The organism is Polaromonas sp. JS666, assembly GCF_900103405.1.
Lineage (GTDB): Bacteria > Pseudomonadota > Gammaproteobacteria > Burkholderiales > Burkholderiaceae_C > Polaromonas.
Genome location: NZ_FNHX01000002.1, coordinates 173,254 through 196,276 on the forward strand (window position 1 = coordinate 173,254; position 23,023 = coordinate 196,276).

General features: G+C 62.4%; 21 protein-coding genes and 1 tRNA gene. 4 read left to right on the top strand and 18 right to left on the bottom strand.

Features of this window, described 5'->3' with window-relative positions:
• Positions 1-89 precede the first annotated feature (89 nt).
• Both BLQ85_RS05230 and BLQ85_RS05235 read left to right on the top strand, forming a co-directional pair.
• A complete protein-coding gene (locus BLQ85_RS05230) occupies positions 90-1,079 on the top strand; it encodes a recombination-associated protein RdgC (RefSeq protein WP_074575301.1) in 990 nt (329 codons plus the stop codon).
• 110 nt (positions 1,080-1,189) lie between these two features.
• Positions 1,190-1,903, top strand: coding sequence for an aspartate/glutamate racemase family protein (locus BLQ85_RS05235; RefSeq protein WP_074575828.1), 714 nt, complete (start codon positions 1,190-1,192; stop codon positions 1,901-1,903).
• Positions 1,904-1,963: 60 nt separating this feature from the next.
• On the opposite strand, the gene BLQ85_RS05240 is transcribed toward BLQ85_RS05235, so the two are convergent.
• The 12 genes from BLQ85_RS05240 to BLQ85_RS05290 all read right to left on the bottom strand — a co-directional run bounded on the left by BLQ85_RS05240 (position 1,964) and on the right by BLQ85_RS05290 (position 12,997).
• Positions 1,964-2,040: transfer RNA gene (locus BLQ85_RS05240), tRNA-Pro, on the bottom strand.
• A 36-nt stretch (positions 2,041-2,076) separates the two neighbouring features.
• The gene (locus BLQ85_RS05245; protein ID WP_074575302.1) at positions 2,077-2,565 is read right to left on the bottom strand and encodes a MerR family transcriptional regulator; all 489 of its coding nucleotides are present in this window, start codon (positions 2,563-2,565) and stop codon (positions 2,077-2,079) included.
• A gap of 177 nt (positions 2,566-2,742) precedes the next feature.
• Positions 2,743-3,120 carry an integration host factor subunit alpha gene (locus BLQ85_RS05250; protein ID WP_256375431.1) on the bottom strand — a complete coding sequence of 126 codons (378 nt, stop codon included), beginning with the start codon at positions 3,118-3,120 and terminating at the stop codon, positions 2,743-2,745.
• A complete protein-coding gene (gene pheT / locus BLQ85_RS05255) occupies positions 3,117-5,543 on the bottom strand; it encodes a phenylalanine--tRNA ligase subunit beta (RefSeq protein ID WP_074575304.1) in 2,427 nt (808 codons plus the stop codon). The genes BLQ85_RS05250 and pheT overlap by 4 nt, the downstream gene beginning before the upstream one ends.
• 31 nt (positions 5,544-5,574) lie before the next feature.
• Positions 5,575-6,639, bottom strand: coding sequence for a phenylalanine--tRNA ligase subunit alpha (gene pheS / locus BLQ85_RS05260; protein ID WP_074575305.1), 1,065 nt, complete (start codon positions 6,637-6,639; stop codon positions 5,575-5,577).
• A gap of 180 nt (positions 6,640-6,819) precedes the next feature.
• Complete coding sequence (rplT, locus tag BLQ85_RS05265; RefSeq protein WP_007870727.1) at positions 6,820-7,179, bottom strand: 50S ribosomal protein L20; 360 nt, start codon at positions 7,177-7,179, stop codon at positions 6,820-6,822.
• A 25-nt stretch (positions 7,180-7,204) separates the two neighbouring features.
• A complete protein-coding gene (gene rpmI / locus BLQ85_RS05270; RefSeq protein WP_007870723.1) occupies positions 7,205-7,408 on the bottom strand; it encodes a 50S ribosomal protein L35 in 204 nt (67 codons plus the stop codon).
• A gap of 261 nt (positions 7,409-7,669) precedes the next feature.
• Positions 7,670-8,275: a translation initiation factor IF-3 gene (infC, locus tag BLQ85_RS05275; protein ID WP_074575306.1), complete on the bottom strand. Its 606-nt coding sequence runs from the start codon at positions 8,273-8,275 to the stop codon at positions 7,670-7,672.
• 104 nt (positions 8,276-8,379) lie between these two features.
• A complete protein-coding gene (gene thrS / locus BLQ85_RS05280; RefSeq protein ID WP_074575307.1) occupies positions 8,380-10,287 on the bottom strand; it encodes a threonine--tRNA ligase in 1,908 nt (635 codons plus the stop codon).
• A gap of 278 nt (positions 10,288-10,565) precedes the next feature.
• Positions 10,566-10,745, bottom strand: coding sequence for a hypothetical protein (locus BLQ85_RS24155; RefSeq protein ID WP_139200899.1), 180 nt, complete (start codon positions 10,743-10,745; stop codon positions 10,566-10,568).
• Between the two features lie 167 nt (positions 10,746-10,912).
• Positions 10,913-12,232, bottom strand: a complete 1,320-nt coding sequence (gene aceA, locus BLQ85_RS05285) for an isocitrate lyase (RefSeq protein WP_007870714.1) — start codon at positions 12,230-12,232, stop codon at positions 10,913-10,915.
• A 351-nt stretch (positions 12,233-12,583) separates the two neighbouring features.
• Positions 12,584-12,997 (bottom strand): gamma-glutamylcyclotransferase family protein, encoded by a 414-nt coding sequence (locus BLQ85_RS05290; RefSeq protein ID WP_074575308.1) that lies wholly within the window; start codon positions 12,995-12,997, stop codon positions 12,584-12,586.
• Between the two features lie 139 nt (positions 12,998-13,136).
• Between BLQ85_RS05290 and BLQ85_RS05295 the strand changes: the two genes are divergently transcribed.
• Positions 13,137-14,084, top strand: coding sequence for a DMT family transporter (locus BLQ85_RS05295; protein WP_074575309.1), 948 nt, complete (start codon positions 13,137-13,139; stop codon positions 14,082-14,084).
• Here BLQ85_RS05295 and BLQ85_RS05300 read toward each other — a convergent pair.
• The 4 genes from BLQ85_RS05300 to BLQ85_RS05315 form a co-directional block, all read right to left on the bottom strand.
• Positions 14,029-14,919, bottom strand: coding sequence for an ABC transporter permease (locus BLQ85_RS05300; protein ID WP_074575310.1), 891 nt, complete (start codon positions 14,917-14,919; stop codon positions 14,029-14,031). The genes BLQ85_RS05295 and BLQ85_RS05300 overlap by 56 nt on opposite strands.
• Position 14,920: 1 nt before the next feature.
• Positions 14,921-15,865, bottom strand: coding sequence for an ABC transporter permease (locus BLQ85_RS05305; protein ID WP_074575311.1), 945 nt, complete (start codon positions 15,863-15,865; stop codon positions 14,921-14,923).
• 37 nt (positions 15,866-15,902) lie between these two features.
• A complete protein-coding gene (locus BLQ85_RS05310) occupies positions 15,903-17,009 on the bottom strand; it encodes an ABC transporter ATP-binding protein (protein WP_074575312.1) in 1,107 nt (368 codons plus the stop codon).
• A 110-nt stretch (positions 17,010-17,119) separates the two neighbouring features.
• Complete coding sequence (locus BLQ85_RS05315) at positions 17,120-18,283, bottom strand: extracellular solute-binding protein (protein WP_074575313.1); 1,164 nt, start codon at positions 18,281-18,283, stop codon at positions 17,120-17,122.
• Positions 18,284-18,538: 255 nt separating this feature from the next.
• Here BLQ85_RS05315 and BLQ85_RS05320 point away from each other — a divergent pair, with 255 nt between their 5' ends.
• Entirely contained in the window at positions 18,539-20,674 is a 2,136-nt protein-coding gene (locus BLQ85_RS05320) for an acyl-CoA dehydrogenase (protein ID WP_074575314.1), read from the top strand.
• A 6-nt stretch (positions 20,675-20,680) separates the two neighbouring features.
• On the opposite strand, the gene BLQ85_RS05325 is transcribed toward BLQ85_RS05320, so the two are convergent.
• Together BLQ85_RS05325 and BLQ85_RS05330 are read right to left on the bottom strand one after the other, a co-directional pair.
• Positions 20,681-22,201 carry a malonate--CoA ligase gene (locus BLQ85_RS05325; RefSeq protein ID WP_074575315.1) on the bottom strand — a complete coding sequence of 507 codons (1,521 nt, stop codon included), beginning with the start codon at positions 22,199-22,201 and terminating at the stop codon, positions 20,681-20,683.
• On the bottom strand, positions 22,188-23,018 hold the full coding sequence (locus BLQ85_RS05330) for an enoyl-CoA hydratase/isomerase family protein (protein WP_074575316.1): 831 nt from the start codon (positions 23,016-23,018) through the stop codon (positions 22,188-22,190). The genes BLQ85_RS05325 and BLQ85_RS05330 overlap by 14 nt, the downstream gene beginning before the upstream one ends.
• Positions 23,019-23,023 lie beyond the last annotated feature (5 nt).

The following is a 23,023-nucleotide window of genomic DNA, read 5'->3' on the forward strand; positions in this document are numbered from 1 at the left end:
ATACCGGCGAATCCCCTACAAGGCCTTCGCTTTCACCCGGCCCCGCGGCCAGGTTCCTTTCCCTGTCTCCCACACCCTCCCCGGAATCCATGTTCAATACCGCGATCTTTTTCCGCATTGCCGATGATTTTGTGTTGCCGCCCCTGGAGGCGTTGGAAGAAATTTTCCAGTCCCACCGCTTTGTGCCCTGCGGCGCGACCGAGCCCGAGTCCAGCGGCTGGGTCCCGCCGCGCGGCAACAAAAGCACCGTGCTGCTCGAAAGCGTGGGCCGCTCGGTGATCGCGCGGCTGTGCACAGAGCGCCGGCCCGTACCCTCCTCGGCTGTCAAGGCCGCGGTGGACGAGCGCATTGAGAAGTACAAGGAAGAAACCGGCCGCGAGCGCGTGGGCGCCAAGATCAAAAAAGAGTTCAAGCAGGAAGTCATGCTGGACCTGCTGCCGCGCGCCTTCACCAAACGATCGACCACCACGCTGTGGATAGACCCGGTGAACAAATTCCTGGTGGTCGATTCCGGCAACCTCACGGGCGCCGACAAGGTCATCAGCTACCTGGTGGAGGCGCTCAGCGAAATCCCCGGCGCCCTGCCCGGCCTCAAGGCCAGCCCCATACAGACGCAGATGTCGGCCGCCGCCGCGATGTCGCACTGGCTGTCGACGCGCGAAGCGCCCTACAACTTCACCGTGGACCGCGACTGCGAACTCAAGACACCCGACGACCAGAAGGCCACGGTGCGCTATTCGCGCCACACCCTGGACATCGACGAGGTGGCCCAGCACATCGCCGCCGGCAAGCTGCCCACACAGCTGGCCATGACCTGGAACGAGCGTGTGTCCTTTGTCCTGACCGAAACCGCGCAGCTCAAAAAACTCAAGCTGCTCGACGTGGTGCTGGACGGTGTGCAGGAAAGCGGCAAGGACGACGACGGTTTTGACACCGACGCGGCCATCATCACCGGCGAGCTGTCCTCGCTGATCCCCGATGTGCTCGATGCGCTGGGCGGCGAACTGGGCGAAGGCGAGGCCGCTGCCGGGCAAGCTGAAGTCGCGGCCCCGCCCGAACTGGCCCCTGAACCCGCCTGAGCACTCAGGGTTTTCCGGGAGTTGAAATCCCGCGGTGGCGGCGCCAATTGAACAGGTAGCCGCGCGAGTTCCCGCTGCGGCGGCATCCCTCGCACAAGGTCGTGAACACCATGGTGAAACCCCAACACATCGGCATCGTCGGCTGCTCCGCGGAAGGCGCGGCGCTTTGTTACCAGACCATCTGCGCCGAAGGCGCCAAACTGCTGGGCCCGCACGCACATCCCGAGGTATCGCTGCATACGCCCTCGCTCTCCGACTACATGGCCTGCATTTACCAAAACGACTGGCGCGGTGTGGGCGACATCATGCTGGCCTCGGCCCACAAGCTCAAGGCGGCGGGCGCCGAGTTCCTGGTCTGCCCCGACAACACCATCCACCAGGCCTTCGCCCACGTGGAGGCGCGCTCGCCCCTGCCCTGGCTGCACATTGCCGAGGTCGTCGCCGCGGAGGCCGCGCAGCGCGGATTTTTGCGCCTGGGCATCACCGGCACCCGCTGGCTGGTGGGCAGCGAGGTCTATCCTGAAAAACTCCGTGCACGCGGGCTGGACTACCTGCGGCCCACCGACGCCGAACGCGACGAGATCAACCGCATCATCATGGACGAGCTGGTGTACGGCGTGTTCAAACCCGAGGCAATCACCTATTTCCAGCAAGTCATGTCGCGCATGAAAGGCGCGGGCTGCGATGCCGTGGTGCTGGGCTGCACCGAGATTCCGCTGATCATGAGCGACGCGAACTCGCCCTTGCCGACTCTGGACTCGACGCGCCTGCTGGCGCGGGCCGCGCTTCGCCGGGCGGTGCAGGGCACTGTCGCCGCGGTGTAATCGCAAGCAGAAACAAAAAAGCCGGTTAGCAAACGCTAACCGGCTCTCTGCTGGTTTTAATGGTCGGTGTGAAAGGATTCGAACCTTCGACCCCTTGCACCCCATGCAAGTGCGCTACCAGGCTGCGCCACACACCGACAAGCCTTAGATTATAGCCTGCCGCAAAGCACTTCTCAGTGGTTGTTGCTCAGGAGATCACGGATTTCGAACAACTCGCGGCGCACCAGCAGCAACCTTTGCTGCGCGGCAGCCCCTGTGGGCAGGTCGGCGCCCTCGGGTTCGCTGTCTTCAAAGTCGGCGTGATCGGTTGAATCCTCAAAATCCTCGAGCAGCGAATCGCCGCCTTCAAGCACTTCAACACCGTCGAGCATGACCTCCCCGTTGCGTCGCTTGTCGCGTTCGATCTGGACGATTTCCTGGAGCTTGTTGCGCGCGCCGCTGATCGTGAAGCCCTGGTCATAGAGCAGGTCGCGGATGCGCCGGATCATGAGCACCTCATGGTGCTGGTAGTAGCGCCGGTTGCCGCGCCTTTTCATCGGGCGCAGCTGCGTAAACTCCTGCTCCCAATAACGGAGCACGTGAGGTTTGACGCCGCACAAATCGCTGACTTCACCGATAGTGAAATAGCGTTTCGCCGGAATGGGTGGAAGAGTTTTCTCCAATTAAATCAATGCGCTAAGGAGGAAACCTCCAAATCTACTCTAAGTCGAAAGTTAGCGCAAAGAGTTGCTTGGCTTTTTTGAAATCTGTTGCTCCGTCACACAAGTAACACGAAGTTACCAATCCATCGCTACGGTGCAATAAGGCGGTGTCCGCGCCGCCGGGAGCGCGGGCCCAGGCTATTCGGCCGGGTTTTCGCCCTGGATCTGGTCTTTGAGCTTGTGGCTGGCGTGGAAAGTGACCACGCGGCGGGCCTGGATGGGGATGGCTTCGCCGGTGCGGGGGTTGCGGCCGGGGCGCGGGGCCTTGGTGCGGATCTGGAAATTGCCAAAACCGGAAATTTTTACATCATTTCCGTCCACCAGGCTGTCTGAAATCAGGTCGAAAAACGCATCGATCATGTCTTTCGATTCGCGTTTGTTGAGCCCGATCTGCTCAAACAGCAATTCGGCGAGGTGCGCCTTGGTCAGTGCCGGGGTCTCCAGGCTTTCTACAGAAAATTCCATGCGGCAGTGCTCCTGGCGTTTTTTATTTTGGAAGGTTCGTGGAAGCCTCAGGCACGCAGGCGCGCCCCGAGTTGACCCTGCAGATTCGCGAGAACCGCCTGAACGGCCGCCTCAATCTCCTCGTCGGTCAGTGTAGCGGTGTCGCTCGAAAGCACCAAGCGCACGGCCAGGCTTTTTTCACCCAGTTGCATGCTGGCGCTGGCCTGCTGCGGCCTGTAGACGTCAAACAGGGTGGCGTCCTTGAGCAGGCCTTGCGTGGCTGCGCCGTGGATGGCCGCCATGAGCGCGGCGTGCGTGGCGCCCTCCGGCACGATGACGGCGATGTCGCGCTCCACGGGCTGCAGTTTGCTGACCGGCTTGAATTCGGGCACCGGGCGCTGCAGGACCGCGTCCAGTTCGAGCTCGAACAGCAAAGGCGCCTGGGCAAGGTCATAACCCTGGCGCCACTGCGGATGCAGCTCGCCGACAAAGCCTATGGCCTTGCCGCCCACCGACACGCTGGCGCAGCGGCCGGGGTGCATGGCGGGATGCGCGGCGGGCGCAAAGACCGCCTGGAGCGGCGCGAGCAAAGCCTCGACATCGCCCTTGACGTCAAAGAAATCCACCGTCTTGTCAGATTGGCTCCAATTGAGGGCGGCCCGCGGCCCGTAGGCCAGACCCGACACGCGCATGGGCTGGTTGAAGCCGGCTACGCTGGTGTCGGTGTTCTGGGCCTGGGCATCGCGCAGGAAGACACGGCCCAGCTCAAACACGTTCACGCGGGAGGCCTTGCGGTCCAGGTTGAACTTGAGCACCTGCAGCAGCGAGCCCAGCAGCGAGGAGCGCATGACGCTCATCTGGCTGGCAATCGGGTTGAGCAGCTTGATGGGGTTAGCGTTGCCGGCGAGTTCGTGCTCCCAGCGCTCTTCCACGAAGCTGAAGTTAATGGTTTCCTGGTAACCCAGCGAAGCCAGCGCGCGGCGCACGGCAAAGGGGCTGCGCTCGGCCTCAAGGCGCAGCCGCGCCGTGATGGGCGCCAGCGGCGGCATGTCGGGCAACTGCTGGTAGCCCACCATGCGCACCACCTCTTCGATGAGGTCTTCCTCAATCTGCAGGTCAAAGCGGTAGCTGGGCGGCGTCACCGTGAGGGTGCCCTCGCCCTGCGTCACCGGCAAGCCCAGGCGCTGCAGCGCGTCCAGGCACTGCGCCTGGGTGAGCGGCATGCCGATCACCTTGGCGGCACGTGCCACGCGCAGGGTGACGGGTGCCGCCTTGGGTACATTGACCTGCTGGTCGTCCATGGGGCCGCACACGGTTTGCGGCGTGCCGCAGATGTCGATGATCAGCTGGGTGATGCGCTCGATGTGCTCCACGGTCTGGCCGGGGTCAACGCCGCGCTCGAAACGGTGGCCCGCGTCGGTCGAGAAGTTGTAGCGGCGCGAACGGCCGGCAATGGATTTGGGCCACCAGAAAGCGGCCTCCACGTAAACATGTTTGGTGTCGTCGGACACCGCGGTGGCGTCGCCGCCCATGATGCCGGCCAGGGACTCAACCTGGGCATCGTCGGCGATCACGCCGACCTTTTCATCGACCGTCACGGTGTTGCCGTTGAGCAGCTTGAGCGTCTCGCCGGGCTTGCCCCAACGGACGTCAAGCCCGCCGTGGATTTTGTCGAGGTCAAAGATGTGCGAGGGGCGGCCCAGCTCGAACATCACATAGTTGGAGATGTCGACCAGCGCGGTCACGCTGCGCTGGCCGCAGCGTGCCAGGCGGTCCACCATCCATTGCGGCGTGGCGGCTTTGGTGTTGACGTTGCGCACCACGCGGCCCGAAAAGCGGCCGCAGAGATCGGGCGCGCTGATTTTGACCGGCACTTTGGTGGCATCGGCAGCGGCCACGGCCGGGATGGACGGCGTGTGCAGCGGCGCGCCGGTGAGCGCGGCGACTTCACGCGCGACGCCGTAGACGCTCAGGCAATGCGCGAGGTTGGGCGTGAGCTTGAGGGTAAACAGGGTGTCGTCCAGCCGCAGGTGTTCGCGGATGTCCTGGCCCAGCGGCGCATCGGCGGCCAGCTCGAGCAGGCCGCCATGGTCTTCGGAGAGCTTGAGTTCGCGCGCCGAGCACAGCATGCCCTGGCTTTCGACACCGCGCAGCTTGCCGACCTTGATCAGGAAAGGTTTGCCGTCTTCGCCAGGCGGCAGTTCGGCGCCGACCAGGGCGCAGGGCACCTTGATGCCGACGCGGGCGTTGGGCGCACCGCAGACGATGTTGAGCAGGCTGCCCTGCCCCACGTCGACCTGGCAGACGCGCAGGCGATCGGCGTCAGGATGCTGCACGGCCTCCTTGATCTCGCCGACGACGATCTTGGTGAAAGGCGGCGCCACGGGTTTGAGCTCTTCGACCTCGAGGCCGGCCATGGTGAGGGTGTCGGCGAGCTGCTGGGTATTGAGCGGCGGGTTGCAGAATTCGCGCAACCAGGATTCTGGGAATTGCATGGTGAGACCTTGTTGTTCTTGTTCTTGTGGCTTATGACTGGAACTGCGAGAGGAAGCGGATGTCACCGTCGAAGAACAGGCGCAGGTCGTTGACGCCATAGCGCAGCATGGTCAGGCGGTCCGGGCCCATGCCGAAGGCAAAGCCGATGTATTTCTCGGGGTCCAGGCCCATGTTGCGCACCACGTTCGGGTGCACCTGGCCGGAGCCGGCTACTTCCAGCCAGCGGCCGGCAAGCGGGCCGGTCTGGAACTGGATGTCGATCTCGGCGCTGGGCTCGGTGAAGGGGAAAAAGCTGGGCCTAAAACGCAGCACCAGGTCGTCGCTTTCAAAGAAGGTGCGGCAAAAATCGGTGAAGACGAACTTGAGGTCCTTGAAGCTCACGTTCTCGCCTATCCACAGGCCTTCGCACTGGTGGAACATGGGCGAGTGGGTGGCGTCGCTGTCGACGCGGTAGGTGCGGCCCGGCGCGATGACACGGATCTCAGGCATGCGGCCGCCGGCATCAATCAGGGCACGGTGCTTCTTGACATGCTGCACCGCATAGCGGATTTGCATCGGGCTGGTGTGGGTGCGCAGCAAGTTGGGCGCGGCCTCGGAGCCGCCTTCGACGTAGAAGGTGTCGTGCATGGACCGCGCCGGATGGTCTTCCGGCGTGTTGAGCGCGGTGAAGTTGAACCAGTCGGTCTCGATCTCGGGGCCCTGGGCGACGTCGAAGCCCATGGAGCCAAAAATGCCTTCGATACGCTCCAGCGTCAGCGACACGGGATGCAGGCCGCCCTGCACGCGCTGGCGGCCGGGCAGGCTCACGTCGAGCGCTTCGGCTTTGAGCTGCTTTTGCAGTTCGGCATCGGCCAACGCCTGGCGGCGCGCGTTCAGCGCTGCCTCAATGGCCTGCTTGGCCAGGTTGATGGCGGCGCCGCGCGATTTTTTCTCTTCCACGGTGAGGGCCGCCATGCCCTTCATCAACTCGGTCACACGGCCGGTCTTGCCCAGGAACTGCGCTTTGGCGTTTTCCAGGTCGGCGGGCGTATTGGCCTGCGCAAAGCTGGCCTGGGCGCTGCTGACCAGTTCTTGGAGGGCATCAGGTTGGGTCATACGTTCTCTTGTTCGAAATACAAAACGGCAAAGGCGCTTTCGGCAGCACTCGCATCACGCCGACTGAGAGTAAGCACTGCGGAAAAAACCATAAAAAAGGGCCAGAGCCTTTTCAAGCTCCAGCCCTTATTTTCTTGCGTAGGCAGTGATTGATAGCGTCAATACTGCCTGGCCTGAAAATCAGGCGGCCAGCTTGGCTTTCACCTGTTCAACGATGGCGCCGAAAGCAGCGCTGTCATTGATGGCCATGTCGGACAGAACCTTACGGTCGATCTCGATACCGGCTTTCTTCAGGCCGTTGGCGAACTGGCTGTAGGTCAGGCCGAATGAACGGCTTGCAGCATTGATACGGGCGATCCACAACTGGCGGAACACGCGCTTCTTGGTACGGCGGTCACGGTAGGCATATTGCCCGGCCTTCATTACCGCTTCTTTGGCGATACGGAAGACATTGCCGCGGCGGCCGCGGAAACCTTTTGCAAGGGTTAAAACTTTTTTGTGGCGGGCGCGAGCCGTTACACCACGTTTGACGCGAGGCATGTGTGTACTCCTTGTTCGTCGTTAATTAAATGCCCTGGCCTGGGAGCATCTGTGCCATGTGACCCATATTGGTCTCATGGACAGTCACCGCACCACGCAGATGGCGTTTGTTTTTGGTGGTCTTCTTGGTCAGGATGTGACGTTTGAAGGCTTGGCCGCGCTTGACGGTACCACCCGGACGAACGCGGAAACGCTTTTTAGCGCCGCTCTTGGTCTTCATTTTGGGCATGTAAATGCTCCTTTTCATTTGTGCTCGTGAGGCGCTGCGAACCTTCCGCAGACTTGATGGCCCCGAGCCACTTGTCAGTGGCCGGTGATGACACCTGCCACTGCCGGCGGATGTCTTGCAACATCCGCTGGTCGCGACGGGCTTGACCCCATCGCTTTCGGAAAGCAGGCTTGTCGCCCACCCTCACAGGAAACACCTTGCGGCATCCCCTCAAAGGCCCGCCGGATCAATCCGGCAAACCCGTATCTCTTCTGGCTACCCTCAGGCCGCGGCCGAGGGCGCCGGTGCTGCCGCAGTTTCCGCGGCCGGCTTGCCGCCGGGCTTCTTGCGGCCCGGCGCGATCATCATGACCATCTGCCTGCCTTCAAGCTTGGGAAACTGCTCCACCACGATCAAATCCGCCAATTCGTCGCGAATCCGCGCCAGCAGGGCCAAACCCAGTTCCTGGTGCGTGATCTCGCGGCCGCGAAAGCGCAAGGTGATCTTGCACTTGTCGCCCTCTTCCAAAAAGCGCTTGATGTTGCGCAATTTGATGTTGTAGTCCCCATCGTCAGTGCCGGGCCGGAATTTGACTTCCTTGATCTCGATCACTTTTTGCTTGGACTTCGCTTCCGCCGCCTTCTTCTGCTCGGCGTACTTGAACTTGCCGTAATCCATCAACCTGCACACGGGCGGAACCGCCGTGGGGGAGATTTCAACAAGGTCAACGTCGGCCTCACCTGCCAGGCGCAAGGCCTCCGCGATGCTGACAATGCCTAAAGGCTCGTTGTCCGGCCCGGTCAGACGCACTTCGGGGGCCATGATTTCACGGTTCAAGCGGTGCTTGCGTTCTTCACGGTGACGGCGGTCACGAAATTCAGTAGCGATGGTTCTATCCTTTAACTCTTGCTATAAAAGCTATAGCGGCTTGCGCCCGTCTCACAAGGACGAGAAGCTCAACCCCAGCAAACTCCGGTGAGTTTGTCGGCAATTCAGGCTTTTTGTGCGATGTCAGAGGCAATTTGCTGGGCAAACGCATCGAGAGGCATCACTCCAAGGTCTTTGTTACCCCGGGCGCGCACTGCAACGGATCCGGCTTCCTTCTCCTTGTCGCCCACGACCAGGATGTAAGGCAGCTTTTTCATCGAGTGCTCCCGTATTTTATACGTAATTTTCTCATTGCGCAGGTCCAGGTTGACCCTAAGCCCTTGATTTTGCAGCGTTTTGGCAACTTCCCGGGCATATTCGGCCTGGGAATCGGTGATATTGAGGACCGAAACCTGCTCGGGAGCCAGCCAGGTCGGCAGTGCGCCGGCGTGTTCCTCGATCAAAATCCCGATAAACCGCTCCAGGCTGCCCACAATCGCGCGGTGCAGCATCACCGGCCGGTGGCGGTTGCCATCCTCGCCGACGTATTCGGCATCCAGGCGCTCCGGCATCGAAAAATCGACCTGCATGGTGCCGCACTGCCACTGGCGGCCTATGGCGTCTTTCAGCGTGTATTCGATCTTGGGGCCGTAAAACGCGCCGTCGCCGGGGGCGATCTCAAACTCGCAACCGGAGGCACGCAGGCTCTCCATCAGCGCATGCTCGGCCCTGTCCCAGCTTTCATCCGAGCCGATGCGCGCCTCGGGGCGCGTGGCGACCTTGTAGATGATGTTCTTGAAGCCGAAGTCGGCGTACACCTTTTGCAGCAGGGTGGTGTAGTCCACGCATTCCTTGAGGATCTGGTCCTCGGTACAGAAAATATGGCCGTCGTCCTGCGTGAAGCCGCGCACGCGCATGATGCCGTGCAACCCGCCCGAAGGCTCGTTGCGGTGGCACTGGCCGAATTCGCCGTAGCGTAGCGGCAGGTCGCGGTAGCTCTTGATGCCCTGCTTGAAGATCAGGATGTGGCCGGGGCAGTTCATGGGCTTGAGCGCGTACTCTCGCTTTTCGCTCTCGGTCGTGAACATGTTGTCGCGGTATTTGTCCCAGTGGCCGGTTTTTTCCCACAGCGTCTTGTCGATGATCTGCGGACCCTTTACCTCCTGGTAGCCGTTGTCCTGGTAGACCCTGCGCATGTACTGCTCCACGCCTTGCCAGACCGTCCAGCCCTTGGGGTGCCAGAACACCAGGCCGGGCGCATGGTCATCGATGTGGAACAGGTCCAGTTCCTTGCCGAGCTTGCGGTGGTCGCGTTTTTCGGCCTCCTCCAGCATCGTCAGATATTGCTGGAGTTCATCCTTGGTGGCCCAGGCCGTACCGTAAACGCGCTGCAGCATCTCGTTGCGGTGGTCGCCGCGCCAGTAGGCGCCGGCTACCTTCATGAGCTTGAAAAATTTGAGCTTGCCCGTGCTGGGCACGTGGGGGCCGCGGCACAGATCCTCGAAAGCGCCCTCACGATAGAGCGACACGTCCTCATTGGCGGGGATGCTGGCGATGATCTCGGCCTTGTAGTGCTCGCCTATGCTCTTGAAGTAGGCCACGGCCTCATCGCGCGGCAGCACGCGGCGCGTCACCGGCTCGTCCTTGGCGGCAAGCTCCGTCATGCGTTTTTCGATCGCGGCCAGGTCTTCCGGCGTGAACGGGCGCTTGTACGAAAAATCGTAGAAAAAGCCGTTTTCAATCACCGGGCCAATGGTGACCTGCGCATCCGGGAACAACTCCTTCACGGCATAGGCCAGCAAGTGGGCCGTGGAGTGGCGGATCATCTCCAGCCCGTCGGCATCCTTGGCTGTGATGATGGAAACCGCGCTGTCCTTGGCGATCAGGTAGCTGGTGTCCACCACCTTGCCGTCGACCTTGCCGCCCAGGGCGGCTTTGGCCAAGCCGGCGCCTATCGAGGCGGCGACTTCGGCGACCGTGACGGCTTGCGGATATTCGCGCTTGGAGGCATCGGGGAGCGTGATCTGAATCATGGGATGAATTTTTGGGAAAAATGGGAAAACAAAAAAGCGCGGAACATGCCGCGCTTTGATGGAGAAGTATTTGGAGGTTAGCTATGAATTATGTAGCAAATAATCACCGAGGGGTGCGGACTAGCGCCCTGGATGACTCCAGAAAACGGACGAGGTCGTAGTTCGCGGTGTCATAACCCGAACGATCCTTCCTGTTTCCAGTTTGATTGATTGCATGCGCGTATTTTACGGCAGGTTGCCGGGGGGCCGCCCGCCAGGCCTATCGGGCGGGTGAAGTGCTATTGCGGCGAGCTGGGCGGCAAAAAGCCCAGGCCCAGGCAACGCGGGCATTCGGTGATGACGGTCTGCTTCTCGACCTCGAAGTGTTCGTTGATGTTTTCGCTCTCGATGCGCAGTTCACCGGAACCCTCGCAATCGGGACAGGAAATACGCTTGAAACCCACGGTTAAGTCCGACACGGCAGCCCCTCCAGTTGATGTTCAAAGTCGTGTTTTATGTAACAAACATCACTCTACGCCAAAAAGCAGCCGCAAAAAAGCCCGGACAGGCCCTAAGTTCCTGTCCGGGCTGAAAGCTGCGCCCGTGAAGGCTCCAGCGTCTGGGTAATCGTTGGAATGAAGCCAGTTCAGTGGAACTGCTCTTCTTCGGTGGAACCGGTCAGCGCGGTCACGCTGGACTTGCCGCCCTGGATCACCGTGGTGACTTCGTCGAAGTAGCCGGTGCCGACTTCCTGCTGATGCGACACAAAGGTGTAGCCGCGGTCGCGCGCCGCGAACTCGGGCTCCTGCACCTTCTCGACATAGGCCGACATGCCGCGTTTGACGTAGTCCTGGGCCAGGTCGAACATGTTGAACCACATCGAATGGATGCCGGCCAGGGTGATGAACTGGTATTTGTAGCCCATCGCGCCCAGCTCCTTCTGGAACTTGGCAATGGTCGCGTCGTCGAGGTTTTTCTTCCAGTTGAAGGACGGCGAGCAGTTGTAGGCCAGCAATTTTCCGGGGTGCACCTTGTGCACGGCCTCGGCAAACTTCCTGGCGAACTCCAGGTCGGGCGTGCCGGTTTCGCACCACACCAGGTCGGCGTAGTGGGCGTAGGCGATGGCGCGGCTGATGGCTTGGTCAATGCCTTTTTTCGTCTTGTAGAAGCCTTCGGACGTGCGCTCGCCGGTGATGAAAGGCTTGTCGTTTTCATCGTAATCGCTGGTCAGCAGGTCGGCCGCTTCGGCGTCGGTGCGGGCAATCACCAGCGTGGGCACGCCGCAGACGTCGGCAGCCATACGGGCTGCCACGAGTTTTTGCACGGCTTCAGCCGTAGGCACCAACACCTTGCCGCCCATGTGGCCGCATTTCTTGACCGAGGCGAGCTGGTCTTCCCAGTGCACACCGGCGGCGCCGGCCTTGATCATGGCCTTCATCAGTTCGAAGGCGTTGAGCACGCCGCCGAAACCGGCTTCGGCATCGGCCACGATGGGCGCGAAGTTGTCGATATAACCCTTGTCGCCGGCGTCTATGCCCTTGGAGTGCTGGATCTCGTCGGCCCGGCGGAAGGTGTTGTTGATGCGCTCAACCACGGTGGGCACGGAGTCGACGGGGTACAGCGACTGGTCGGGGTACATGGAGGCGTAGCTGTTGTTGTCGGCGGCGACTTGCCAGCCCGAGAGGTAAATGGCTTTGACGCCGGCCTTGACCTGCTGCATGGCCTGGCCGCCCGTGAGCGCGCCCAGGCAGTTCACATAAGGCTCGTTGTTGACCAGGTTCCAGAGTTTTTCGGCACCGCGGCGTGCCAGCGTGTGCTCAATCGGGAAGGAACCGCGCAGGCGCACCACGTCGGCCGCGCTGTAACCGCGCTTGATGCCCTTCCAGCGGGGGTTGGTGGCCCATTCTTTTTCGAGGGCGGAAATCTGCTGGTCGCGGCTCAGTTGTTCAGTCAGGGTTTGTGGCATGGTGGGCTCCTTGAAGTTGAAAGAATTGAAGAAGAGAAAAAGTGGTGACTGCGATGGACTCACTTTAAGTCTTCTACAAGACTTTGTGAAGCTCTTATGTCTTATATAAGACAAAAATAAAATTCAACAAAATCAAAGAACTATCAATAAAATATCGCAATACAAAATCATATTTCTCGGATTGAGAAATATTTCCGCAGCGCAGCATTTATGATTTTTGTATTGTGAAATTAATTTATTGGATCGTGAAATATCCGGCGCCGCCCGCGCAGGGCGGAACGGCGCGGCAGCAGCGCGGTTGAGTCAGGAGCAAAGAGGGGTCCGGCGCGCTTGCAGCAGGCGCCCTGGAGTTCAGGTTTGGCGGCCGGCGCGGTGCAGCACCCAGTCACCGCCGGCAATGACGGGCTTGCCCCGGGTGCGCTCCAACGAAATTTCATAGAGCACGCACAGCAGTTCGCGCGGGGGCATGGTGTCCAGTTGCACCGCCACTTCGCACTTGGTGTATTCACCGGTTTGCTGCGGCCAGACCTCTTCGATCTCATCGAGCACCCGCTCCAACTCGGGGCTGACGGCATAGACCTCGCCATGCACAACACCCGTCCCGCCCAGCACCAGGCCCGGGTAGCTTCCCAGGTGATGCAGGACGCCGGCCACCTGGGCCCGCCCCACCCACTGCGGCGCGGGCCGCAGGCGGTTGATGTCACGCTCCTCCCCCTTGCGCAGGGTGCCGTAAACAAAAACATGGCGGGTGGCGGAAGGTGTCATCGCGTGAAGCCCTGGGTATCGGAAGGCGGGGAAATTCGGTCCTCAAAACTAAGGCATGATTCCGGCCTGCGTCGGCATCCCCTGCCGGCCCATGCAACCGACGGGCCGCAGGGCCGCTGCAACAGGAACTCCCAGTTTAATGAACCGCATTGTGGCTTACGCCTGTCTCGGGCTCAGCATGTCCTTGGTGGGCAGCTATGTGGCGCTGTCCAAGCCACTGGTCGCCGCCCTGCCCGTCTTTTTGCTCGCCTGGCTGCGTTTTGGCATAGGAGGAGCAGCCATGCTGCGATGGCTCAAAAAGCCGGCTGGAGAGGCTCCCATGAGCCGGCAGACCACCCGCCTGCTGTTCCTGGAGTCCTTCCTGGGCAACTTCCTGTTTTCCATTTGCATGCTGTTCGGCGTGAGCATGACCAGCGCCGTCGCGGCCGGCGTGATCATGGCCTCCATCCCGGCCGCCGTCGCGCTCATGAGCTGGCTCTTCCTGCGCGAGCGCATCAGCCTGCGGGTATGGGGCGCGGTCGCCTGTGCCGTGGTCGGCATCGCGCTGGTGTCGCTGGCCAAAAATCCAGCGGCGGGGCACGCCGCAGCGGGGCCGCAAAGCGGACTGGCGCCAAGCTACGCTTGGCTGGGCAACCTGTTGCTGGTGGGCGCTGTCCTGTGCGAGGCCTTCTATGCGGTGATCGGCAAGAAGCTGACCGGTGTGCTGAGCCCCAAACGCATTTCGGCCCTGATCAACCTCTGGGGTTTTGCGCTCGTCACGCCGCTGGGCCTGTGGGCGGCCTTGCGTTTTGACTTCGGCGGAGTCGCGCCTACCCTCTGGCTGTTGCTGGTGTTTTATTCGCTGGCCGCCAGCGTCTGGACGGTGTGGCTCTGGATGACAGGCCTCAAAACCATCCCGGCCAACGAAGCCGGCGTGTTTGCCGTACTGCTGCCCATCAGCGCCGCCGCGGTCGGCGTCATGGTGCTGGGCGAAACACTGAACCCCACCCAGATCGGCGCCTTCGGCATCGCGCTGGCCGGCGTGGTGCTGGCTACTTTGCCGGGACGGGGTCTGGAAAAGCCTGCTCCGGTCGAGCCGCCGCACTGATTTCGCGGTCCAGCCGCTTTTGCCGGCGCATCACATAAATGCTGTAGCTGATGATGCCCAGCGACACCACCGTGATCAGGATCGTCGCCGCCGCGTAAATCGACGGGTTCACGCCGCGGCGGGCGTAGCTGAAGATCACCTGCGGCAGGGTCGTCACGCCCGGGCCCGACAAAAACTCCGAAATCACCACATCGTCGAACGAGAGCGTGAACGTCAGCAGCCAGGCCGACACCAGAGCCGGCGCGATGTTGGGCAGGGTCACCAGGAAAAACACCTGCATGGGCCGGCAGCCCAGGTCCATGGCGGCCTCCTCGAGGGTGCGGTCCATTTCGCTCAGGCGCGACTGGACCACCACGGTCGCGTAGGCCATGCCCAGCAAGGTGTGGCCGGTCACGATGGTGATGAAGCCGCGGTCAGGCCAGCCCACGGCGCGCTGCACCGCCACCATCAGCAGCAGCAGAGACAGCCCGATGATGACCTCGGGCATGACCAGGGGCGCGTTGACCAGCCCGTAAAACAGGGTGCGCCCAGTAAAACGCAGGTAGCGCACCAGCACAAAGGCTGCAAAGGTTCCCAGCACCACCGACAGCGTGCCGGTGATCAGCGCCACCTTGAGCGACAGGAAGAAACCTTCGACCAGCCGCGAGTCCGCCAGCAATGCCTCGTACCAGCGCGTGGAAAAGCCGGTGAAAACACCGTCCTGCCGCGTGCTGTTGAAAGAAAAGACGATGAGAAAAAACAGTGGGATGTAAAGAAAGAGGTAGACCAGCCCCATCCAGAGCCGACCCACGTTGTTTTCCACCAGCCGCGAAAAAAACCTTAGGCTGAGTTTCATCTCAGTGCCCTCCCCGCGCGCCGCGGTCGCTGCTGGAGCGGTAATAAAACGCCAGCGGCACCAGGATCAGCAAAATCATCACCACCGCGAGCGCCGACGCGCGCGGCCAGTTGTTGCTGCTGAACATCTCGTCCCAGACCACGCGGCCAATCATGATGTTTTCGGCGCCGCCCAGTAGCGAGGGGATCACGAACTCGCCGACGCTGGGAATGAACACCAGCATGGAGCCGGCCACGATGCCCGACTTGCTGAGCGGCACGGTGATCAGCCAGAAGGCCTTCCAGGCGCTGGCGCCCAGGTCGTGCGCGGCTTCCAGCAGGCGAAAATCCATCTTCACCAGGTTGGCATAGAGCGGCAGGATCATGAAGGGGCAGTACACATAGGTCATGCCCACCAGCATGGAGACGTCGGTATAGAGCATCACCATGGGCTCCTGGATGATGCCCAGCGACAGCAGCAGGTTGTTGAGCACACCCTGGTCGGCCAGTATGCCCTTCCAGGCGTAGACACGCAGCAGGAAAGACGTCCAGAACGGCAGCATCACCAGCATCAGCAAGGCCGGGCGTATCGAGGGCCGCGAGCGCGCGATGAAGTAGGCAAAGGGATAGCCTATGACCAGGCAGGACAGCGTGGTCAGCAAGGCGTACTTCAGCGAGGTCTTGTAAGCCTCCATGTAGATGGTGTTGCCGAAGCCGCCCACGGCGTCCTGCGCGTTGTCGATGAAGATGGACGCGTAGTTGTTGTAGCGCAGCAGGACGTGCCAGGAGCCCTTCACCGTCTCTATCAGCGGCGCAAAAGGATCAACGCCGCCCCCCATGTCCGTCACGCTGATGCGTAGCAGGATCAGGAAAGGCAGCACAAAAAACAGCAGCAGCCAGACATAGGGCACGGCGATCACGAAGCGCCGCCCGAGGTTGAGCTGAAGCCAGGAGGGGATGTTGTTCATCGCCGGGAATTGAATCGTTGAGGCCTGTGGGCTGCGCCTACTGCGTCAGCACCACCGGCGCGGAGCCGTCCCACCAGAAGAACACCTGGTCGTCCCAGGTGATCGTGTCGCTGTCGTGGCGCGTGGTGTTGGTCTCGGTGATCTTGAGGGTACGCCCTCCGGCCGCTTCCACGATGAAGGTGTTGTAGCTGCCGAAATAGGCAATCTCGCGCACCTTGCCGGTGAACAGGTTGCTGCCGACCCCAGGCGGGCGGGCCTTGGCGATATGGATCTTCTCGGGCCGCACCGCGATGGCCACCGCCATGCCCAGCGTGCCGCTGATGCCGTGCCCCACGCTCACCACGCCCTGGTCGGTGGTGACTTCGCAGCGGTCGGCCTCGTCCAGCGTGAGCTCACCTTCCAGCATATTGACGTTGCCGATAAAGTCGGCCACAAAACGGCAATTGGGGTGCTCGTAGATTTCCTTGGGCGTGCCGACCTGCAGCACCCGGCCATGGCTCATCACGGCGATACGGGAAGCCATGGCCATGGCTTCCTCCTGGTCGTGCGTGACCATGACGCAGGTCACGCCCACCGACTCAAGAATATTGACAAGTTCGAACTGCGTGCGTTCTCGCAGCTTTTTGTCCAGCGCGCCCAGGGGTTCGTCGAGCAAAAGCAGCTGGGGGCGCTTGGCCAGGCTGCGCGCCAGGGCCACACGCTGCTGCTGGCCGCCCGAGAGCTGGTGTGGCTTGCGTTTGGCGAAGGCCTCGAGTTGGACCAGCTTGAGCATCTCCTGCACGCGGGCTTCGATCTCGGGCTTGGGCATGCCTTCGCGCTTGAGGCCGAAGGCGATGTTGTCCCAGACCGTCAGGTGCGGAAACAGCGCATACGACTGGAACATCATGTTGATGGGCCGCTCGTAGGGCGGGAAGGACGCGATGTCCACGCCGTCCAGGAAGACCGCGCCGGAGGTTGGTTTTTCAAAACCCGCCAGCATGCGCAGCAGGGTCGACTTGCCGCAGCCGGAACTGCCCAGCAGTGCGAAGATTTCACCCTTGTGGATGGACAGCGAGACATCATCGACCGCTGCCACGCCATCAAAGCGCTTGACCAGCTGGTCGGTCCGCAAAAACCCGTCGCCGGCCGAGAGAGGTAGATTCATGAACAGGATTTCCTGCCTTCATCAAAATGAAAAAAAGCTGTGCACACAACACATTGCATGCACAGCCGGGTTCACACTGAAATCAGCGCTTGCCAGGGATCAGTAAAACGTTACTTGCCTTTTTTGAAGGCGGTGAACACATTGCTCATGGATTCACGGGCTTCGTTGCTGAAGCTTGCGGGTGACACCATTTTCTTCAGGTTGTCGGCATCGGGGAACACCGCCTTGTCCTTGGCAATTTCGGGCTTGACGTTGGCCAGGCTGGCCTTGTTCGCGGTGGCGTAGCCCAGCTCGTTGGTCAGGGAGGCGGACACTTCAGGGCGCAGCGAGTAGTTGATGAAGGCCAGCGCATTGTTGGGGTGCTTGGCATCCTTGGGGATGGCCAGGGTGTCAAAGAAGATCAGGCCGCCGGTGCTGGGCAGCAGGGCCTCGACTTCGTTGCCGCTCTTGTTTTCCAGCGCGCGGCCGCGGGCGATGTTGATGTCGCCGGCCCAGGCCAGGGCCACGCAGGCCTTGCCGCCGGCCAGGTCGTCAATCATGGTGCTGGAGAACATGCGGATGTGCGGGCGCACCTTGGCCAGCATCTCGGCCGCCGCCTTGTGGTCGGCCGGGTCGTTGGAGTAAGCGTTCTTGCCCAGGTAGTGCATGGCCGGCGGCAGCACTTCGGTGGGCGAGTCGAGGTAGGCGATGCCGCAGGCCTTGAGCTTGGCGGTGTAGACCGGGTTGAACACCAGGTCCCAGGCGTTTTCCGGCATAGGGGTGGAACCCAGGGCCTTGGTGACCTTGGCCTTGTTGATGCCGACCGTGGTGAAGCTCCAGGCCCAGGGCACGAGGTAGGCATTGCCCGGGTCAATGGTGCCCAGTTTTTCCATGATGGCCGGATCCAGGTTGCCATAGTTGGCAATTTTGGTTTTGTCGAGCTTGGCGAGCAGGCCGCCGTCGATCTGCGGCTTGGCGAACACGGCGCCCGGCACGACGATGTCGTAACCGGTGTTGCCGGCGACCAGCTTGGCATGCAGGGCTTCGTTGTTCTCGAAGGTCTGGTAGTTGACCTTGATGCCGGTTTCCTTCTCGAAGTTGGCCACCATGTCCTTGGCGACGTAGTCAGGCCAGTTGTAGACATTGAGTACCTTTTCCTCGGCGGCCACGGGGGCCGGTGCGCTCGCGGCGGCGGCCGGGGCGGCAGCAGCAGGCGCTTCGTCTTTTTTACCGCAGGCGGTCAGTGCCGCCACCAGCATGGCCGAAAACGCCCAATACCCAAGATGCTTTTTCATAATGTCCTCAACTCCTCTTATAAAAACTTGGAAGTAAAAACCAGGAAACACTAGCAAAAATCAGACCGGAGCAATTGTATAAGAGGGTCGAAGGCACGGGAACCTTTCTTCCTATGCGGCCTTTGCATCAGGGCTTGCCGTGGGCCGCCCGGCAAATCTGCCTACAGCAGGACGGGCCGAAGGCGCTAGGCGCCTTTCCCCCTCCCCGCGTACGCTTTTGGGGCAAGCTTTCACTTCCCTTCCGAAAGACACCCCATGGGATTTTCCCGCTGGCTGGGCCGGGCCGCCATGAAACCCTTTGCCCGGGCATTGCCTGTGATGGGCGACACAGAGCGCGCCGCGCTCGAGGCGGGCACTGTCGGCTTTGAAGGCCGGCTGTTCTCCGGCCGGCCCGATTTCGGCGCCCTGCTGGCCGCCGGGCCCAATGTGCTCAGCGCCGCGGAACAGGCCTTTCTGGACAAGGAAGTCACCGCGCTATGCGCCATGCTGGACGACTTCGCCATCGACCAGGCCGGGGACCTCCCCGCCGAGGTCTGGGCCTATCTGCGCGAGCACCGCTTCTTCGGCATGATCATTCCCGAGGCGCATGGCGGGTTGGGCTTCAGCCACTATGCCCATGCCGCCGTAGTCACGCGCATCGCCACGCTGAACATTTCCGCGGCCGTGACCGTCATGGTGCCCAACTCCCTGGGCCCGGCCGAACTGCTGCTGCGCTACGGCACGGATGCCCAGAAGCAGCACTACCTGCCGCGCCTGGCCGACGGGCGCGACCTGCCCTGCTTCGGGCTGACCTCGCCCTATGCGGGCTCCGACGCGGCTTCCATCCCCGACCGCGGCCTGCTGGTGGAGCGGGAGTTTGAAGGCCGGGTGGTACGCGGCTTCAGCCTGAACTTCTCCAAGCGCTACATCACCCTGGCACCGGTGGCCACCGTCGTGGGCCTGGCCTTTAACGCCATCGACGAAAGCCTGCCCGAGGGCCAGCGCGAGCTGGGCATCACCTGCGCGCTGATCCCGGTGCCGCAACCCGGCATGGAGATCGGCCGGCGGCACCGGCCCATGGACGCGGCTTTCATGAACGGCCCTATCGAGGGCCGCGAGGTCTTCATCCCCATGGACTGGGTCATAGGCGGCGAGGCCCGGGTCGGCCAGGGCTGGCGCATGCTCATGGAATGCCTGGCGGCCGGGCGGGCCATTTCGCTGCCGGCACTGGGCTCGGCCATGCAGCAGACCGCGCTCTTTGTCACCAATGGCTACGGCCAGGTGCGCGAGCAGTTCGGGCTCCCGATCGGGCGTTTCGATGCGATTGCGGGCGTGATCGCCGGCATGGCCTGCGAGCTTTATGCAACGGACGCCGCGCGCCGCTACACCGCCGCGGTGCTGGACCACGGCGAGCAGCCCAGCGTGGCCAGCGCCATCCTGAAGGTGCATTTGACCGAAGCCGGCCGCCGCGCCGTCAACCACGGCATGGACATACTGGGCGGCAAGGGCATCATCCAGGGCCCTTCCAACCTGCTGTCCGTGGCCTACCGCGGCGCGCCGATCGCCATCACGGTGGAAGGCGCCAACATCCTGACCCGCTCGCTGATCATCTTCGGCCAGGGGGCGGTGCGCTGCCACCCTTACGTGATGAAGGAAATGCAGGCGGTGCGGGACAAAGACGCCCAGGCGCTGGGCGAAGCATTGATCGGCCACGGCGGGCATGTGCTGCGCAATTTCTGGCACAGCATCGCGGGCGCACCGCTGCGGGGCACGCCGCCCGCGGGCCTGGAAAAGGAAGCCCGGCTGATCGCCCGCCTGAGCAGCCAGTACGCGCTCACCTGCGACCTGGCCATGGGCTTGCTGGGCGGCAAGCTCAAGCACATGGAATTGCTGTCGGCCCGGCTGGGCGATGTGCTGGCCCACCTCTATATGGCCAGCGCCTGCGTCTGGCGATATGCCGTTGAAAAGGACGGCGACATGCTGCCGGTGGCCAGGGCCGCCATTCGCATGCAGCTCGACCAGGCCGGCAATGCGCTGGAAGCGCTCTATGCCAACTTTCCATCGCCGCTGCGCCGGGTGGTGGGCGCGCTGGTGCTTAACCGCAGCACGCGGCTGGCACCGCTGCGCGATGTCCAGCTGCTGGACCTGGCCAGGCGGCTACGCACCAACAATGCGCTCTTGCGGGGCCTGTGCCCCGACCTGGCCACGCCGGCCGGCGGCGGCTTGCGGGACTTGATGGATGCGCTGGCCCTGGCCGAACAGTTGGGGGAGGAAACGGTGGAGCTCAACAAGGCCGTGCGCCGCAGCGCGTCCATGGAGCGCGCCGCGCAGGCCTCAAGCAACCCTGAACTGGCCTTGGCCTACCTGCGTGCGGCGGACAAGGTCATCCAGGTCGACGATTTCGCGCCCTAGCCTGTTTTAAGCAAACAGGCCCTTGTATTGCTCGCGCAGCAAATTCTTCTGCACCTTACCCATGGTGTTGCGCGGCAGCTCGCTAACCACAAAACACTGCTTGGGAATCTTGAAGTTGGCCAGCCTGGACTTGAGTTCGCCCACAATCCGGCCGCCTTCCAGCGCGGCGCCGGGCTTGGCGATCACGACGGCCACGCCCACTTCGCCAAAATCCGGGTGCGGCACGCCGACCAGGGCGCTTTCGGCCACGCCCGGCATGTCGTTGATATAGCCCTCGATCTCGGCCGGGTAGACGTTGTAGCCGCCGCTGATGATCAGGTCCTTGCTGCGGCCCACGATGACGATGTAGCCGCGCTCGTCGATCTTGCCGACGTCGCCGGTCTTGAAATAACCGTCCGCCGTGAACTCTTCTTTGGTCTTTTCCGGCATGCGCCAGTAGCCCTTGAAGACATTCGGCCCCTTGACCTGGATGCCGCCTATCTCGCCGGCCGGCAGGGGCTGCCCGTCGTCGCCCTGCACGCGCAGGCTGACGCCCGGCAGCGCAAAGCCCACGGTGCCGCCGCGCCGCTCGGCGCCCTGGTAGGGGTTGGAGGTCAGCATCACGGTTTCAGACATGCCGTAGCGCTCCAGGATCGTGTGGCCGGTGCGCTCCTTCCATTCGTTGAAGGTTTCGATCAGCAAGGGGGCCGATCCCGCGACGAAAAGACGCATGTTGCGGCAGGCCTCGCGGGTCAGGCCAGCTTCGGCCAGCAGGCGCACGTAAAGCGTGGGCACACCCATGAACACGGTGGCTTCGGGCAGCTTGCTGACCACCAGCTTGGGGTCGAACTTCGCGAGCCAGATCATCTTGCTGCCGTTGATCAGCGCCCCGTGGATGGCGACAAACAGGCCGTGCACATGGAAAATCGGCAAGGCGTGGATCAGCACGTCGCCCTTCTTCCAGCCCCAGTAGTCTTTCAGCACCAGTGCGTTGCTCAGCATATTGCCGTGCGTCAGCATGGCGCCCTTGCTACGGCCCGTGGTGCCGCTGGTGTAAAGAATGGCGGCCAGGTCGTCGGCCTGCCGCTGCACGGGTTCATGCCGGTCGCTGCAATGCGCGGCGCGCTCCAGCAGCGAGCCCGTGCGGTCGTCGTCCAGCGTGAAGACGTTGCGCGTGCCGGCCTTGAAGGCAATCTTGCTGACCCAGCCGAAATTCTTGCTGCTGCATACCACCACCGAAGGCTCGGCATTGCCGATGAAGTACTCGATCTCGGCGCTTTGGTAGGCGGTGTTGAGCGGCAGGAACACATAACCGGCGCGCAAGGTCGCCAGGTACAACATCATGGCTTCCACCGATTTTTCGACCTGCACCGCCACCCTGGCCCCCGCGGGCAAGCCCAGCGAGGCCAGCAGGTTGGCCACCATCGCGGTGCCCCGTTCAAGGTCGCGCCATGAATAGCGCAGGCCATTGTCGGTTTCGACGGCAACATCGTCCAGCGAGGAAGGGAAGGCGGCTCGCAGTGCCGCGAACAGGTTATGGTTTTTCATGGCTCAGGCTGTCAGTGGTCATAGATTCAGCGGCCCGGCCGTCAAACCGGGGCTGGCGTTTTTCAGTAAAGGCCGTCACGCCTTCCCGGTGTTCGGGCGACGCAGCGTAGCGATAAGCACTTGCTGCCAGTTCCATCACGGCTTGCTCGCTGCCGGCCTGGGCCAACGCCCGCAAAGCCTGCTTGTTCAGCCTGGCGGCACCAGGCGCCAGGGCGGCGCAGCGTTCCACGCAGTCCATGGCCGCGGCGATCGCCTCATCAGCAGGTAGCACCTGGTTGAGGAAACCGCGCCGCTTCATCTCATCAGCGTCCAGCACTGCGGCCGCCAGCAGCATTTCGCGCGCGGTCAGCTCGCCCGCCGCACGCAGCACCAGCGCAGCTTCGCGCGGCGCCATCGGAAAACCGAGCCTGGCGATGGGCGCGCCGAACTTCGCATTGTCGGCCGCGATGCGGATATCGCAGCAGCTGGCAATCTCCAGGCCGGCGCCCATGCAGTTGCCGTCGATCTGCGCGACCATGGGCACATCGCAATCGAGCATGGCCTGCAGGCCGCCCCACACATCGCGCTCGTGAAAATCACGCAAGGCGGATTCTTCAAACCGGAAGCCGGCATATTCAGAGATATCGCCTCCCGCGCAAAAATGCCCGCCCTCGCCCCGCACCAGCACACCGCGCACATCGCCAGCCTGCTGGAGGCCTTCGAAGGCCGCGCGCAGCTCGCGCCACATAGCGCGGCTCATGGCATTGAACTTGCCCGGATGGGACAGGGTCACAAAGGCCAGGGAGCCCTTCACCTCGAGTAAAACAGCTCCAGCCATCAATC

Bases quoted from the DNA above. Each gene is read 5' to 3' on its own strand.
- BLQ85_RS05300 (WP_074575310.1), bottom strand. From the start codon at position 14,919: ATGAAACTCAGCCTAAGGTTTTTTTCGCGGCTGGTGGAAAACAACGTG.
- BLQ85_RS05295 (WP_074575309.1), top strand. From the start codon at position 13,137: ATGAACCGCATTGTGGCTTACGCCTGTCTCGGGCTCAGCATGTCCTTG.
- BLQ85_RS05325 (WP_074575315.1), bottom strand. From the start codon at position 22,201: ATGAAAAACCATAACCTGTTCGCGGCACTGCGAGCCGCCTTCCCTTCC.
- pheS (WP_074575305.1), bottom strand. From the start codon at position 6,639: ATGACCCAACCTGATGCCCTCCAAGAACTGGTCAGCAGCGCCCAGGCC.
- BLQ85_RS05330 (WP_074575316.1), bottom strand. From the start codon at position 23,018: ATGGCTGGAGCTGTTTTACTCGAGGTGAAGGGCTCCCTGGCCTTTGTG.
- rpmI (WP_007870723.1), bottom strand. From the start codon at position 7,408: ATGCCCAAAATGAAGACCAAGAGCGGCGCTAAAAAGCGTTTCCGCGTT.
- pheT (WP_074575304.1), bottom strand. From the start codon at position 5,543: ATGCAATTCCCAGAATCCTGGTTGCGCGAATTCTGCAACCCGCCGCTC.
- BLQ85_RS05305 (WP_074575311.1), bottom strand. From the start codon at position 15,865: ATGAACAACATCCCCTCCTGGCTTCAGCTCAACCTCGGGCGGCGCTTC.
- BLQ85_RS05230 (WP_074575301.1), top strand. From the start codon at position 90: ATGTTCAATACCGCGATCTTTTTCCGCATTGCCGATGATTTTGTGTTG.
- rplT (WP_007870727.1), bottom strand. From the start codon at position 7,179: ATGCCTCGCGTCAAACGTGGTGTAACGGCTCGCGCCCGCCACAAAAAA.
- thrS (WP_074575307.1), bottom strand. From the start codon at position 10,287: ATGATTCAGATCACGCTCCCCGATGCCTCCAAGCGCGAATATCCGCAA.
- aceA (WP_007870714.1), bottom strand. From the start codon at position 12,232: ATGCCACAAACCCTGACTGAACAACTGAGCCGCGACCAGCAGATTTCC.
- BLQ85_RS05315 (WP_074575313.1), bottom strand. From the start codon at position 18,283: ATGAAAAAGCATCTTGGGTATTGGGCGTTTTCGGCCATGCTGGTGGCG.
- BLQ85_RS05290 (WP_074575308.1), bottom strand. From the start codon at position 12,997: ATGACACCTTCCGCCACCCGCCATGTTTTTGTTTACGGCACCCTGCGC.
- BLQ85_RS05310 (WP_074575312.1), bottom strand. From the start codon at position 17,009: ATGAATCTACCTCTCTCGGCCGGCGACGGGTTTTTGCGGACCGACCAG.
- BLQ85_RS05235 (WP_074575828.1), top strand. From the start codon at position 1,190: ATGGTGAAACCCCAACACATCGGCATCGTCGGCTGCTCCGCGGAAGGC.
- BLQ85_RS05320 (WP_074575314.1), top strand. From the start codon at position 18,539: ATGGGATTTTCCCGCTGGCTGGGCCGGGCCGCCATGAAACCCTTTGCC.